The organism is Amycolatopsis decaplanina DSM 44594 (genome assembly GCF_000342005.1).
Taxonomy (GTDB): Bacteria; Actinomycetota; Actinomycetes; order Mycobacteriales; family Pseudonocardiaceae; genus Amycolatopsis; species Amycolatopsis decaplanina.
The window spans coordinates 13,923-28,395 of the sequence record NZ_AOHO01000054.1; the positions used below are offsets into that span (position 1 = coordinate 13,923).

At 69.2% G+C, this 14,473-nt stretch carries 14 protein-coding genes; 3 read left to right on the forward strand and 11 right to left on the reverse strand.

The genetic code is table 11. The features are described 5' to 3' along the window. Positions 1-50: 50 nt before the first annotated feature. From H074_RS16930 to H074_RS16950, 5 genes are read right to left on the reverse strand one after another with little or no spacing between them, the layout of a single operon-like run. Positions 51-587: an HPP family protein gene (locus H074_RS16930; RefSeq protein ID WP_007031258.1), complete on the reverse strand. Its 537-nt coding sequence runs from the start codon at positions 585-587 to the stop codon at positions 51-53. Beyond that, the gene (gene narI / locus H074_RS16935) at positions 584-1,309 is read right to left on the reverse strand and encodes a respiratory nitrate reductase subunit gamma (RefSeq protein WP_007031259.1); all 726 of its coding nucleotides are present in this window, start codon (positions 1,307-1,309) and stop codon (positions 584-586) included. The genes H074_RS16930 and narI overlap by 4 nt, the downstream gene beginning before the upstream one ends. Then, positions 1,306-1,923 (reverse strand): nitrate reductase molybdenum cofactor assembly chaperone, encoded by a 618-nt coding sequence (gene narJ, locus H074_RS16940; RefSeq protein WP_007031260.1) that lies wholly within the window; start codon positions 1,921-1,923, stop codon positions 1,306-1,308. Before narJ ends, narI begins: the two co-directional genes overlap by 4 nt. Next, positions 1,920-3,485: a nitrate reductase subunit beta gene (narH, locus tag H074_RS16945; RefSeq protein ID WP_007031261.1), complete on the reverse strand. Its 1,566-nt coding sequence runs from the start codon at positions 3,483-3,485 to the stop codon at positions 1,920-1,922. Before narH ends, narJ begins: the two co-directional genes overlap by 4 nt. Continuing rightward, on the reverse strand, positions 3,485-7,177 hold the full coding sequence (locus H074_RS16950; protein ID WP_007031262.1) for a nitrate reductase subunit alpha: 3,693 nt from the start codon (positions 7,175-7,177) through the stop codon (positions 3,485-3,487). The genes narH and H074_RS16950 overlap by 1 nt, the downstream gene beginning before the upstream one ends. A 494-nt stretch (positions 7,178-7,671) precedes the next feature. Here H074_RS16950 and H074_RS16955 point away from each other — a divergent pair, with 494 nt between their 5' ends. Further along, a complete protein-coding gene (locus H074_RS16955) occupies positions 7,672-7,848 on the forward strand; it encodes a CsbD family protein (protein ID WP_007031263.1) in 177 nt (58 codons plus the stop codon). A 45-nt stretch (positions 7,849-7,893) separates the two neighbouring features. Here H074_RS16955 and H074_RS16960 read toward each other — a convergent pair whose 3' ends face one another. From H074_RS16960 to H074_RS16975, 4 genes are read right to left on the reverse strand one after another with little or no spacing between them, the layout of a single operon-like run. Then, positions 7,894-8,925, reverse strand: coding sequence for a cobalamin B12-binding domain-containing protein (locus H074_RS16960; protein ID WP_007031264.1), 1,032 nt, complete (start codon positions 8,923-8,925; stop codon positions 7,894-7,896). Then, positions 8,922-10,505: a PP2C family protein-serine/threonine phosphatase gene (locus tag H074_RS16965; RefSeq protein ID WP_007031265.1), complete on the reverse strand. Its 1,584-nt coding sequence runs from the start codon at positions 10,503-10,505 to the stop codon at positions 8,922-8,924. Before H074_RS16965 ends, H074_RS16960 begins: the two co-directional genes overlap by 4 nt. Further along, positions 10,498-10,908, reverse strand: coding sequence for an ATP-binding protein (locus tag H074_RS16970; protein WP_007031266.1), 411 nt, complete (start codon positions 10,906-10,908; stop codon positions 10,498-10,500). Before H074_RS16970 ends, H074_RS16965 begins: the two co-directional genes overlap by 8 nt. After that, the gene (locus tag H074_RS16975; RefSeq protein WP_007031267.1) at positions 10,905-11,285 is read right to left on the reverse strand and encodes an STAS domain-containing protein; all 381 of its coding nucleotides are present in this window, start codon (positions 11,283-11,285) and stop codon (positions 10,905-10,907) included. The genes H074_RS16970 and H074_RS16975 overlap by 4 nt, the downstream gene beginning before the upstream one ends. Positions 11,286-11,471: 186 nt before the next feature. On the opposite strand from H074_RS16975, the gene H074_RS16980 reads away from it, so the two are divergent. Beyond that, a complete protein-coding gene (locus tag H074_RS16980; RefSeq protein WP_007031268.1) occupies positions 11,472-12,131 on the forward strand; it encodes a pentapeptide repeat-containing protein in 660 nt (219 codons plus the stop codon). Positions 12,132-12,260: 129 nt separating this feature from the next. Then, on the forward strand, positions 12,261-12,593 hold the full coding sequence (locus H074_RS16985; protein WP_007031269.1) for a helix-turn-helix domain-containing protein: 333 nt from the start codon (positions 12,261-12,263) through the stop codon (positions 12,591-12,593). A gap of 631 nt (positions 12,594-13,224) precedes the next feature. Here the strand turns inward: H074_RS16985 and H074_RS16990 are convergent. Then, complete coding sequence (locus H074_RS16990) at positions 13,225-13,815, reverse strand: ClpP family protease (protein WP_007031270.1); 591 nt, start codon at positions 13,813-13,815, stop codon at positions 13,225-13,227. Then, positions 13,812-14,438, reverse strand: a complete 627-nt coding sequence (locus tag H074_RS16995; RefSeq protein ID WP_007031271.1) for a ClpP family protease — start codon at positions 14,436-14,438, stop codon at positions 13,812-13,814. Before H074_RS16995 ends, H074_RS16990 begins: the two co-directional genes overlap by 4 nt. Positions 14,439-14,473 lie beyond the last annotated feature (35 nt).

Genomic DNA, 14,473 nt, shown 5'->3' on the forward strand with positions numbered 1-14,473 from the left:
ATCGGCCGTTCAGGGCCACGGCGATCCACGATCGAGGGACGACGGTTCACTCACGGCACCAGGTCGGTCACCTTGGCCGGCGCGGGCCCGGGTGAGCGCCACCAGGGATAGGGCACGCCGAACAGTTTGTTGACCAGCACGGCCAGCAGGGCGATGAGGATCACGCCCACCAGGATCGCGACGATCTGCGGAGCGGTGTGCAGGAGGCCGAGCGCGATGATCAAGGTGGTGGCCCCGGCGGGCGGATGGGAGATCTCCAGCGCGGCCATCGCGGCGCAGGTGAGCCCCAGCGCGATCGCGGCCGCCCCGACCCTGGCCCAGGAGGGATGCGTCAGGTCCGGGGCGGCGGAGAGCAGTCCGGTGGCGGCCAGGCCGGTGAGACCCGCCAGGACACCGGCCAGATGACCGAGCACCGTGTTGCGCGGGCTGGCACCGGGCACCTGCGGGCTCGCGAACACCAGGAACGCGGTGGGCCCGAGCGAGGGGAACAGCAGGGGCGCGCCGGAGAGCATCGCGCACAGGCCGATGAGCACGATGCACCCGAACGAGCTCAGCGCGACATAGGCGGTGCGGCGGATCCGGGTCATTCCCAGCCACGGCGCGGGTCGCGGGTGCCGACGCCGCCGGGAGCGCGGCGCCGGTAGACCACGTACGGGCGGAGGAGGTACCGCACCGGCGCGCTGAAAGCGTGCACCAGCCGGGAAAACGGCCACAGCGCGAACAACAGCATGCCCAGCGCGGTGTGCAGCCGGTAGTCCAGCGGCGCCGACGCCATCAGAGCCGGCTGGGGATCGAGGAGCAGGATGCCGCGGAACCAGGGCGAGACCGTCTCGCGGTAGTCGTAGCCGCCACGGAGGCCGTTGTCGACCAGTGTGTTCGCCAGTCCGGCGAGCATCACCAGCACGAGCACCACGTACATGTACCGGTCGCTGACCGACGTGGCACGGCGCACCCCGGGCACCCGCAACCGGCGCCAGAGCAGGAGACCAAGCCCGCCGATCGCGACCAGCCCGGCGACACTGCCCATCCCGAGCGAGATCAGGTGATAGCCGTGTTCGTCGAGCCCGGCGAACTCGGTGACGCCCTTCGGCACGAGCAGGCCGAGCACGTGACCGCCGATGACCATCAGCAGTCCGATGTGGAACACCGGACTGGCCACCCGCAGGATCCTGGACTCGTGGAGCTGGCTGGACCGGCTCGTCCAGCCGAACTTGTCGTGGCGGTATCGCCAGATCGTGCCGAACACCAGCAGCGCGATCGACGCGTAGGGCGCGGCGCCCCACAGCAGCAGGTCCGGTCCGGAACTCATCGGCCACCTCCGGCGCCGGTGGGGAACGGGTCGAGGCCGACCAGCTCGGCCGGGGGATCGGCGGGCGGCGGCGTGGGTACGGCGGGCAGGGTGGCCAGCACCGCGGCGACGGCGTCGCGATACGGCGTGTCCATAGTGGACAGATTGCGGTGCAGGAGAGCCAACGCGGGGTGGAAGCGGGTGAGCACCTGCCCGGCGGCGTCGGGGCCCGCAGCGGCGGCGAATTCCAGGATCACGGGGAGGAAGTCCGGCAGTTCGTTTTCGGCGGGTGCGAACCCGTGGGTGCGGTAGAACCGGCGCAGGGCGGCCAGCGTCTCGCCGCGGCGGCGGGTGTCGCCGTCGAGGAACCAGCTCAGGTGCAGTGTCCGGCGGGGTTTCCGGTCGAAGACCTCGATGTAGTGCGACGCCAGCTCGCCGGGGTCGCCTTGTCCGAGATAGGCCACCGTGCGGGAGAGTTCTTCGTGGCCGGGGCCGGTGGTCTCGTCGAGGCAGGCGCGCAGCAGACCGAGTTTGCCGAGGACGGCTTCGTCGGGATATTGCAGGCACCATCCGGCGATCTGACGCAGCGCCGCGTGATCTCGGGCCACGGCGACCCGGGGGCGGAGGAGTTTCACCGGCTCTGCCCCCGCAGCGTCGGGAACAGCGCGTCCGGCCGGGCGCCGTCGTCCCAGCTGACCAGGTCCACTGTGGACTCCCCGCCGCCCATCCCCGGACCGCCGTCGACGTCGAGGCTGCACCGGGTGGCGATGCCCTCCAGGTCGTGCGCCTGTCCGACCCCCGCGGTGGGGATGACGTAGCGTTCGTCGTATTTGGCCAGCGCGAGCAGGCGGTGCATGGCGAAGATCTGCTCCCCGGTGAGGCCGACGGAAGCGGGGATGTCCTCGTCGGTCTCCTTCCCGAGGTTCACCGCCCGCATGTAGGACCGCATCGCGGCCAGCCGCCGCAGGGAACGCCGGACCGGCGCGGTGTCCCCGGCGGTGAACAGTTCCGCCAGGTACTCGACCGGGATGCGCAGGGCGTCGATGGCGCCGAACAGGTTGTCGCGGTGCTCGCCGTCGTGGCCGCTGCCGCTGACCGCGTCGACCACCGGTGACAGCGGCGGGATGTACCAGACCATCGGCATCGTGCGGTACTCAGGATGCAGCGGCAGCGCCAGCCGGTAGTCGTGGATCAGCTGGTACACCGGCGAACGCCGGGCCGCGGTGAGCCAGTCGTGCGGGACGCCCGCCGCCTCGGCGGCCCGGATCACGGCGGGGTCGTGCGGGTCGAGCAGCAGATCGAGTTGCGCCGGGTAGAGGTCGTGTTCGTCGGCGACGGACGCGGCGGCGGTGACCTTGTCGGCGTCGTAGAGCAGGACGCCGATGTAGCGCAGGCGCCCGACGCAGGTTTCCGCGCACACCGTCGGCTGCCCGGCTTCCACCCGGGGGTAGCAGAAGGTGCACTTCTCGGCCTTGCCGGTCTTATGGTTGAAGTACACCTTCTTGTACGGGCAGCCGGTGACGCACATCCGCCAGCCGCGGCACTGGTCCTGGTCGACCAGCACGATCCCGTCCTCCGCGCGTTTGTACATCGCGCCGGACGGGCAACTGGCCACACAGGACGGATTGAGGCAGTGCTCGCAGATCCGCGGCAGGTAGAACATGAAGCTCTGCTCGAACTCGAACTTGATCTTGATGCCGAGTTCTTCGCGCAGCTTCTCGGCGATCGGGTCCTTGACGCCGTGTTCGGTGGATCCGCCGAGGTCGTCGTCCCAGTTCGGTCCCCAGGTGGGCTGGGTGGGTTCGCCGGTGATGGCCGACCGGGGCGCCGCGGTGGGCACGTCGTCGCCCAGCGGCGCCTCGATCAGGGTGGCGTAGTCGTAGGTCCACGGCTCGTAGTAGTCGGAGATCTCCGGCAGTTCCGGGTTGGCGAACAGCTTCGTGAGCTTGGTCAGCCGCCCGCCCGCTCGCAGCCGCAGCCTGCCCTTCGCCGTCCGCTCCCAGCCGCCCTTCCAGCGTTCCTGATCCTCGTAGCGGCGCGGATATCCCTGTCCTGGACGGGTTTCCACGTTGTTGAACCAGGCGTACTCGGTGCCCGCCCGGTTGGTCCAGGCCTGTTTGCAGGTCACCGAACAGGTGTGGCAGCCGATGCACTTGTCCAGGTTCATCACCATGGCCAGCTGTGCCATGACCCGCATCAGTAACGCACCTCCTGGGAACGGCGGCGGATCACGGTGACCTCGTCGCGCTGGTTGCCGGTGGGGCCCAGGTAGTTGAACCCGAAGGAGAGCTGGGCGTAGCCGCCGATCAGATGGGTGGGTTTGAGCAGCAGCCGGGTCAGCGAGTTGTGCGTGCCGCCGCGCTTTCCGGTGGCCTCGCTGCGCGGCACGTTCACCGCCCGGTCCTGGGCGTGGTAAAGGAAAACGGTGCCGGCCGGCATGCGATGGGAGACGATCGCACGGGCCACCACGACACCGTTGCGGTTGACCGCCTCGATCCAGTCGTTGTCGCGAGCGCCGATGGCCTCGGCGTCGGCCGGGCTCATCCAGATCCCCTGCCCGCCGCGGGACAGCGTGAGCATGTGCAGATTGTCCTGGTACGTCGAGTGGATCGACCATTTGCTGTGCGGGGTCAGATAGCGCACGGTGACCTCCGCGGCGTCTCCCGCCCCGCCGGAGAGGTGCTGTGAACCCAGCGGCGGCCGGTAGACAGGCAGCGCCTCGCCGAGTTCGTGCATCCAGTCGTGGTCGAGGAAGAAGTGCTGACGGCCGGTGAGGGTGTGCCACGGTTTCCCGTGTTCGACGTTGATCACGAACGCCGAGTAGCGCCGTCCGCCGCTCTCGCTGCCGGACCACTCCGGGCTGGTGATCACCGGCGCCGGACGGGACCGGGTGTCGGCGAAAGTGATCTTCTTGCCTTCGTGTTCGGCGGAAAGATGCGCCAGTTCGGTGCCGACACGCTTTTCGAGCTCGCGGAAGCCCTGGGTGGCCAGCCGTCCGTTGGTGGTGCCCGACAGGGCGAGCACGGCGTCCGCGGCCTTGATGTCGGTGTCGATCAACGCCTGGCCCCGCGCGGCCCCGGTCGTCGCGACGCCGTTCTTCGCGCGCAGCCAGTTCACTTCCTCGCCGACGTCGTAGGTGAGGCCCTTGCTGGTGGCGCCCAGCTTCTCCAGCAGCGGTCCGAGCGTGGCCAGCTTCGCCGCCACCGCGGGGTAATCACGTTCGACGACGGTCAGCCGCGGCAGGGTGACACCCGGGATCGGCTCGACGTCGCCATCGCGCCAGTCACGGACGACCCCGCCCGGTTGCGCCGTTTCGCCCGGGGTGTCGTGCGTCATCGGGGTGGCGACGAGATCCTTGCGCACTCCGAGATGCCGTTCGGAGAGTTGGCTGAACCGCTTCGCGATGGTGTGGAACGCCTCGAAGTCGGTGCGGGTCTGCCACGGCGGGTCGACCGCGGCGTTGAACGAATGCACGAAGGGATGCATGTCCGTCGACGAGAGGTCGTGTTTTTCGTACCAGGTCGCGGCGGGCAGCACGAGATCCGCGAACAAGGTGGTGCTGGTCATCCGGTAATCGATTGCCAGCATGAGATCCAATTTGCCGGCGGGGGCGGTGTCGTGCCATTTCACGGTTTTCGGCCGCGCGTCCGGCGGCGCCTCTTCGCCACGCAGGTTCGCGTCGGTGCCGAGCAGATGGCGAAGGAAATATTCGTGCCCCTTGGCCGAGGAGCCGAGCAGGTTGGACCGCCACACCGTGAGCACCCGCGGCCAGTTTTCCGGCGCGTCCGGATCTTCCGCGGCGAATCCCAGTTTGCCTTCGCGGAGCTGTGCGGTGGCGTGGCGGACGGGGTCGAGCCCGGCTTCCTCGGCTTCGTCCACGAGGTCGAGCGGGTTGCGGTCGAAAGTGGGGAACGAGGGCATCCAGCCCAGCCGCGCCGACTGCGCGAGCGTGTCCGCGGCGCTGGTCCCGGCGAGTTTCCCGGGCGCCAGCGGGGAGGCCAGTTCGTCGTTGCGCAGCGCGTCGTAGCGCCATTGGCCGGTGTGCAGGTACCAGTAGGCGGTCCCGATCATCTGCCGGGCGGGCCGCATCCAGTCCATCGCGCCTGCCAGGGTCTGGTGCCCGGTCAGCGGCCGTACCTTCTCCTGGCCGACGTAGTGCGCCCAGCCGCCGCCGTTGCGGCCCTGACAGCCGGTCATCGTGAGCAGCGCCAGGAAGGAACGGTAGATGGTGTCGGAGTGGAACCAGTGGTTGGTGCCCGCGCCCATCAGGATCATGCACCGGCCGCGGGAGGCCTCCGCGGTCTCGGCGAACTCCCTGGCGATGCGGGTGACGCGTTCGGCCGGAACCGAGGTGATCTCCTGTTGCCACGCCGGCGTGCACGGCTCCGCCGGGTCGTCGTAGCCGGACGGCCACCGGCCGGGAAGGTCGCCGCGCCGCACCCCGTACTGCGCCATCAGCAGGTCGAGCACCGTGGTGACCAGCTGCCCGCCCTGTTCCACGGCGGGCACCCCGCGCCGCAGGACCCCTTCCGCGTCGAACCGCGGAAGGAGTACCTCGACGCCTTCGTGACCAGGATCGGCGAGCAGGCTCAGCCGTGGCACGACGTCGCCGAGGTCGAGGTTCCAGCGGCCCTGGTCGTGCTCGTTCCAGCGGAAACCGACGGAACCGTTGGGCACGACCGGTTCCCCGGTGCGGTCGTCGACGAGCACGGTCTTCCAGTCCGGCTCCGCGGCCCCGGTGTCGCCGAGGTCGGCGGCGGTGAGGAACTTCGAAGGCACGTACGCGCCGTCCCGTTCGGTCAGCGTCACCAGGAAGGGAAGATCGGTGAAGCGGCGGACGTAGTCGGTGAAGTACGGCACCTGCCGTTCGGCGAAGAACTCGGTGAGGACGACGTGCCCCATGGCCGTCGCCAGCGCGGCGTCGGTGCCGGGATGCGGGGCCAGCCACTCGTCGGCGAATTTGGTGTTGTCGGCGTAGTCGGGGGAGACCACGACGACCTTCTGCCCGCGGTAGCGCGCCTCGGCCATCCAGTGCGCGTCCGGTGTCCTGGTCACCGGGACGTTCGAGCCCCACATCATCAGGTACGCGGCGTCCCACCAGTCCGCGGATTCCGGTACGTCGGTCTGATCGCCGAAGACCTGCGGCGAGGCCACCGGCAGATCGGCGTACCAGTCGTAGAAGGAGAGCATCGGAGCGCCGATCAGCGCCATGAACCGGGACCCGATCGCGTGCGAGACCATGGACATCGCCGGGATCGGCGAAAAGCCGGCGACCCGGTCAGGGCCGTACCGGGAAATGGCGTGCACATGCGCGGCGGCGGCGATTTCCGCGGCTTCGTCCCAGCCGACCCGGACCAATCCGCCCTTTCCCCTGGCGCGCTGATAGGACAGCCTCTTCATCGGGTCGTCCATCACCGACGCCCACGCGACGACAGGGTCGCCGTGCTGTTTCAACGCCTCCCGGTACATTTCCACCAGTACGCCTCGCGCGTATGGAAAACGGACCCTGGTCGGAGAATAGGAATACCACGAAAAGGAGGCGCCGCGCGGGCACCCGCGCGGTTCGTACTCCGGTTTGTCGGGGCCGACGGAGGGATAATCGGGATCCTGGCTCTCCCATGTGATGATCCCGTCGGAGACGTACACGTTCCAGCGGCAGGAACCCGTGCAGTTCACGCCGTGCGTCGACGGGACCACCTTGTCGTGGCTCCAGCGATCGCGGTAGAAGGCATCGCCTTCCCGGCCACCGGTCAGGTGTACGGAATGCAGATCCGCGGAACTCTCCGCGCGGGTCAGATAACGGCCGAGGCGCAGCAGGGCGGTGGTCGCCGTGCCTTCGTCGTGATGGATTTTCGAGCCGTTTCCGTTGGCTTTTCGTGGCGAGCGCACGCTCGCGACCTCCCGACTAAAGTCGTGAATGAGGCAGACAGCGCGAACAGGACGTGCCGAGTCTGTCCGGGGAACAGTGCGATGCTAGCGGTAACGCGTGCGGGTTGTCTTTCCGCAAAGGTGATCATGTGGGTTGATCACTCGAAAAGACCAGTAAGTAAATGTATTGGTAATGGCGAGGTAATCGTCGCCAGAAATTCGATTATTCCAACTGGTCGATCGATCGAAATATGCGCCGTTGCGAATTTCCGGAACGAGAGTTCGTGTCGCAAGCGGATTCGACGCCGGACAAACCGGAAAGCGCGGAACAAGTACCGCCGTACGCTGAGCAGGTCCGAAAGTATGTATAACGGCCTATGCGGTCGAACCAGGAAGTCCCGTACCCGCCGATCAGGCCGCTCCCCGATCCAAACGTGTCGGATGCCACGGCGGATACGCCGTTTCCGGCGGAGAGAGCCGGGTATCCGAAGGCATCGGCGACAAAGGGAGGCACGATGAACGACAAGGCCGAGAACAAGGTAGAAGAGCTCAAGGGCAAGGCCAAGGAAGCCGTCGGGAACGCCACGGACAACGAGCAGTGGCAAGCCGAAGGCAAGGCGGAGCAGGGGAAGGCCAACGTCAAGCAGGCCGGCGAGAAGATCAAGGACGCGGTGAAGGGCGTCCGGGATTGATCTGCTGGTCGACGGGGGTCCGCCTGACGGGGCGGGCCCCCTTCTTCATGCGGTGAGGGTGCCGCCCAACCGCGCGTGCGCGGCGTCGATCATCGCCCGCGAACGAGGGAAGTCGTGCAGTTCGCCGCGCAGCAGTTCCAGCGCTGGCAGCAGGGAACCGGCCGGGACTTGGCGGGCCGACAGGATTTCCGCCGTCCAGGCGAGGAATCCGGTGAACAGTTCCTCGTCGCCCACGTACAGCGAGACCGTCAGGTATTCGACGATGTGGGCGACGTCCTCCGCGGTGTGCTGACGTTGGCGGCTCGTGTAGCCGCGCATCGCCGGGACACGGTCATCGAGGCCGGCCAGGACCGCCTTCACCAGCGCATCCGAAGTGCGGGAAACGAGGGTGTACTCCTGATCGGCCAGATGCGGCAGGTCGTCGAGGGGCTGATGCCCGGTACGGGGCCGGGGCAGGGGAGAGGTCAGGAGATCGGCCGCCTCCCGCGCGTCCGGCGCCCAGGCGTCGGCGCCGAGCAGCCGCGCGTACCGGCCGTCCGGCCCGAACGCCGCCCCGCCCGCGATCACCGGGGTCGCGGCCGCCTGGCAGGCCGTGATCGTCGCGTGAGCGGCGGGCAGGCGAGTCGCCAGCGAAGCCGACAGCGCCACCGCGTCGGGTCCGGTGCGGTGCAGGTGCGCGACCAGATGCGGGGCGGGCACCTGGGCACCGAGATAGTCGACGTGGAAGCCGCGGACCTTCAGCACCTCGGCCAGCAGGCGCGCGGGCATGGCGTGCCATTCGCCGTCGACGCACGCGACCGCGATGCGGCCCCGGTGCTTTCGCGGCCGGGGGAGCACGTAGCCGAAGCCCGCGAGCACCCGGTCGTTGATCGCGGTCGCGGCGTGTTCCTGCGCCACGGTGAGCCGGTTCGCCGCCCACTCGTGACCGACCTTGCGCTGCACGGCGGCGACGACGTCCAGCAGCACGCTCTCCGCGTCGAGGCCGGCGCCGAGCGCCTGGACCACGACTTCTCCGGCCGCGTACTCGTCGCCGGCGGTCACCGCCTGCCACAGTCGTTCGAAGTACTCGGCCGTCACGGGGTCCCGGGCCTCCGGGGGATGCGGGGGGCGGTGATGACCAGCACCGCCATGTCGTCGTGCGACCGGCGGCCGATCCACTGCGCGGCCACCATCTGCACGCGTTCGGCGACCGCGTCGGCCGCCAGATCCGCGCATTCGGCCAGTACGGCGTGCAGCCGTTCCTCGCCGAAAATCTCGTCGCCGAGCGGGCCGCCCTTGGCCTCCACGATGCCGTCCGTGTACAGCAGGCAGCTCTCGCCGGGCGCGAGCAGGACCTCCGCCGACGTCGTCCGGATCGCGGGGAGCACGCCGATCAGGCTGCCGCCGGTGCCGACTTCTTCGACGGCGCCGTCCGAACGGACCACCAGCGGCGGCGGATGCCCCGCGCAGGTGAGGCGCAGCCGTACCGCGTCGCCCTCCCGGCGGGCGGAGGCCAGGGCGAGGGTGACGAACCGGCCGTCCTCCTGGCTCACCAGTGTGGCGTTCAGCAGACTCAGCAGCCGATGGTGGTCTTCGGCGATCGGCAGCAGCGCGCGCAGTGTCGTCCGGATCTTGCCGGTGAGGACAGCGGCGTCGAGACCCTTTCCGCAGACGTCGCCGAGTACGGCCAGCGACTCGTCCCCGTCGGTGTCGACGGCGGAATGGACGTCGTAGAAGTCGCCGCCGATCCGGTCCTCGTCCTGAGCGGGCCGGTAGCGCCCGGCGAACTCGACGCCGCCGAGCTGCTCCAGGCGCGGCGGGAGGAGCTCGCGCATGAGCGTCTCGGTCGTCGACGCCTGGTGGGCGAACATCCGAGCCGCCGAGATCGCGGCGCCCGCGCGGGCCGCGAACAGCCGCGCGAAGATCTCTTCCTGTTCGGTGAACGCAGCCTGGTCGCCGGTGCGCAGCAGGATCAGCGCCCCGGCGGGCACACCGTGTCCCGGCAAGGGTGTGACGACGATCGACGTGGCCGGGCCGAATCCGGCGGGCAGGACCCACGACGGCGCGGTCCCGGGGTCGAGCCAGCGTGAAGGCACCGGCGGGAAGCCCCGCAGTGCCTCGTCCAATCCCGGCAGGCCGGCGGGGTCGATGATCAGCCTGGACATGGTCACGGCCTCGCCGCGGACGCACGACGCCGCCGGATGAGCACCCTGGACCGCCGGGGCCAGCACCACCGCGGCCCCGGCCAGGTGTTCGGCGGCCAGCCGCGCGGCCACCTCGATGCAGCGTTCGACGTTGAGCGAACTCAGCAGCGCCGCCGAGGCATCGCTGAGGAACGCGACGCGCCGCCGTTCCCGCAGCAACAGCTCGCGGGCGGCTTCGGTTTCGGTCTCGTCGGTCAGCCACCAGGTGACGACGCCGTCGTGCGGTACCGGCGACGCGGCCCAGGCACGGTCGCCCGCCGGACCGTGGACGATCCCGCCCGGGTGGGCGTCCGACAGCCAAGAAGGCGCACCATGTCCCAATGGGAGTCCTTGGCGTGCCTCAGGGAACAGGGCGCGGGCGGCGTCGTTGAGGTCCCGTACGACTCCGTCACCGTCGACGACCAAAGCGGGCGATGGCGCCGTGTCCCAGCTCCGCCCGGTCGTGGCCGGGGCGGCGATCACCGGTTCAGTCATCGGCGCGCCCGATGTCCAGTTCCGCCCACACGGTCTTGCCCTCCGGGCGGGCCGTCTGGCCCCACGCCGTCGTGGACAGGGCGACGAGCGTGAGCCCATGGCCACCGGTGCCGGTCGGCGGGCCGGGCCTGGCCGGTGATCCGGGCGCGCCGTCCTCCACCTCGACGCGGAGCCTGCCGCCGACGTGCCGCAGCCGGACCAGGTACGGGGCACGGGCGTGCCGGAGCGCGTTCGAGCTGAGTTCGTCCACGACCATCACGACGTCCGTGATCATCTCCTCGGGCAGTCCGCTCAGCGTCGCTCGGGTCCACGCGCGCACCTCGGCGAGCCCGTGCACGTCGTCGGCCATGGCGAACTCGGTGACCGACATGTCTTGCTGGAAGGCGGCGTCGGGCGAGGTCATGGGCGGTGAGCCAGTGCCGAGCGCGCGGCCTCGACGGTCGGATGGACCGGCATGAGCTCGTCCAGCTTCAGCAGACTGATCGGCCGGACGACGGCGTGGACCGAGGTGGCGACGGCGAACCGGCCGCGCAGCCGCTGTGCGAGGCGGAGGAGGACCTGAAGGCAACTCGAGTCGCAGTACCGGACCTCGGTCATGTCCGCGACGGCGCGGCCGGACGACGGCGGATTGTCCTCGATCACCTGCCGAAACTCGGCCGACACCGCGAAATCGAACTCGCCGATCATCGTGTACACGGTGAGCCCGTCGGATTCGTGGGTCTCCAGCGTCCAGCCGTCCCCGGAGTGCCGGGGGTGGGGCCGCGCGACGTCGGTCGTCATCGGTGCTCCTGCTCAGGGTGGTGCCGGCAAGGGCTGGCGGCTCAACCCCCTGCCCCGGAATCTACCAGTGGGTTCCGGTGCGGACAGTGTGGCCGGAAAAGGTTTGCGGACACGGGGGTGATCGGAAGACGATCTCGCCGCCGGGCGGCGACGTCCCCGCGGATCCGGGCGGGTACGGTCCGGATCATGGAGTTCCGGGATTTCGACGGCATCAAGGTGCGGCGCCCTTCGGTCGAGCGCGACGGCCTGGAAAGCGAACCCGCCGTTTTCCGGGGCGATTTCGATTTCGACTCGGTCCACCTCGACGGCGGTGAGCAGGACGGGGCCCGAGGCGGCGGTGAGATCGCGCACTCCCTCGTCTCCGAAGTGACCTTGGCGAACGCCCGGCTCGACAGGTTGACGCTCTCCGATGTGGTCCTCGAAGGCGTCGACCTGTCCAACGCGGCGATCCGCGAACTGGCGGCCCGCCGGGTCGAAATCCTGCGTTGCCGGGCGATCGGACTGGGGGTGGCGATCACCTCCGCCGCCGATCTGTACGTCGAGAACGCGCGGTTCGACTACGCGTCGGTGACGGTCGAGCGGGTGAAGGGTTCGGTCGTGTTCTCCGGGTGTTCGTTCCGGGAGACGGTGTTCTCCGGTGACCTGTCCCGGCTGACCTTCGTGGACTGTGAGTTCACCGAAACGGAATTCGCGGCGACCGCCGCGGTGGACTGCGATCTCCGCGGCTCGCGTTTGTCCGGCGTCCGCGGTCTGCTGACCCTGCGCGGCGCGAAGATCACCGGCGAGCAGGCCGTCTCGGTCGCGGGGATCCTCGCGACCGAGAGCGGATTGTCGGTCGTCGGATGACCCACGGCGTGCTGTTCCACTTGGTACTGGAGTTCCTGGCTGCCGCCGGAGCGCGCTCCTGACGCGGCCCGGGTTTCGCCTTGAGCGGAACGGCATACGTGGGCCCCGGCCCGATGTCACGATGACCGTATGGCGGACATCCTCCCTTTCCACCAGAAGCGTCCCGAACCGGAACCGCTGTGGCGTGACGTGCTGGGCCGGAGCTTGCGCGCCGCGAGGGAGGAACAGGGCGGCCGCCTCGTCGACATCGCCGAACGCGCCGGGATCTCGCCGCAGTACCTCTCCGAGATCGAGCGCGGCCGCAAGGAGCCGTCCAGCGAGATGATCGCCGCGGTCACCGGCGCGCTCGGGCTCGACCTGGCGGACCTGCTCTTCGGTATCGCGGGCACGATCAGCCGGGGCGGCAGCACGGGCCTCGCGGTCGGCCGCCGCCCGCGAGGGCCCGTGCTCATGGCCGCGTGATCGGACGGACGACCTCTATTGAGGGGTACGGCAAACGTGGCGTGGTGTGGGGGCGTGTCGCGAAAGCCACTTTCGCGACGTTGGATGTCCCGAAAGTGGCTTTCACGACGTTGGCGGTGGCGGGGCGCATGGTCGGCCAGGTGCACGTATTTCAGGCGAACTGAGCGGCGGACCGTGGTAGGGCTCGTGAGTGGCAGGGACGGTTATCGAGGGGTAAGTCAAACGTGGCGTGATCGAACCCCTGCCGCACAGGCCGTCCTCGCCGACTCACGATGAGATGGCCGCCCCGGACAGCAGGGTTCCGGACTGCCTCGCGGGGATGACCTCGGCGCGATGTGTCCACAAGGGACACTTCGCGCGGATTGTGTGCCCGATTGATGTCCTGATGTCCAGTTCTCGCGCGGGTCGTGAGTGGTAAAGAGGGCTAGAACGATCATTGCCACTCACGACCCCCGCGAAAACCGCTCAAATCGGACACGCAGAGGAGTTTAGTGTCTCTTGTGGACGGTAAGATCGCGATCAGCCGGCCTCCGGCACGCAACACGCCACCTTTGCCTTACCCCTCAATAGAACCGTCCCTGCCACTCACGAGGCCCGCCACCAGGACACGCCACGTTTGCCTTACCCCTCACTAAGCGCGTTCGTCGAGGACGCGATCCGCGAGCCCGTAGGCGACGGCCCCCGCCGCGTCGAACACGCGGTCCCGGTCGGTGTCGTGCCGGAGATCCGAGACGGTGCGGCCGGTGTGCGCGGAAAGGATCTCCTCCAGCTGCGTCCGCACCCGCACGACCTCGTCGGCCTGCAGGATGAGGTCCGGGATGGTGCCGCGGCCCTGCGCCGCGGGCTGGTGCAGCACCACCCGGGTGTGGGGCAGGACGAACCGGTGCCCCGCCTCGCCCGCGGCCAGCAGGATCGCGCCCGCCGCGACGGCCTGGCCGACGCAGGTCGTCGCCACCGGTGCCTTGATGAAGCGCATGGTGTCGTACAGCGCGAGCATCGCCGACGGGTCGCCGCCCTCGGTGTTGATGTAGAGGTTGATCTCCTGCTCGGGGTTGTCCGCCTCCAGATACAGCAGCTGCGTGATCAACGCGTTCGCCACCCCGGAGTCGATCGCGGTCCCGAGGTAGATGATCCGCTCCGACAGCAGATGCGAGTAGACGTCCATGATCCGCTCGCCGGCGGGACCGCGGGAGATGACGTTGGGAATGGTGTAGGTGCTCATACGCCCGCACCCCTTTCCGTGCCGAGGCCGAGTTTGTGGGTGCGGACGGGGACGACCTGGCCGAGGCTCTCGACGATGTGGTCGATGAAGCCGTATTCGCGTGCCTGCTCGGTGGTGAACCAGCGATCGTGAAGGGAATCGGCGAAGATCCGGTCGATGGGCTGCCCGGTGTCTTCGGCGATGAGCCCGAGCACGGTGTCCCGTGTGTGGCGCAGGTCGTCCGCCTGCACCTCCACCTCGACGGCTGAGCCGCCGATGCCCGCCGAACCCTGGTGCATCAGGATCCGCGCGTGCGGCAGGGCGAACCGCTTGCCGGGGGTGCCCGCGGAAAGCAGGAACTGCCCGGCACTGCACGCCAGTCCCAGCGCGAGGGTGGCGACGTCGCACGGAACGAGCCGCATCACGTCGCGGATGGCCAGCATCGAGGGGACCGAACCGCCCGGCGAGTGGATCCACAACGCGATGTCCTTGCCTGGATCCTCGCTCGCCAGTGACAGCAGCTGGGTGGTGAGGACCGTCCCGTTGTCGTCGTCGAGTGCGCCGTCGAGGACCAGCACACGCTGGCTGAAGAACCGTTCCCGGAGCCGTTGGTCGAAGAGTGGCTGCTTCTCGTAGTCGGTCATGCCCCGACCATGCCGCCGGGGCGCGGCCGCCCGCC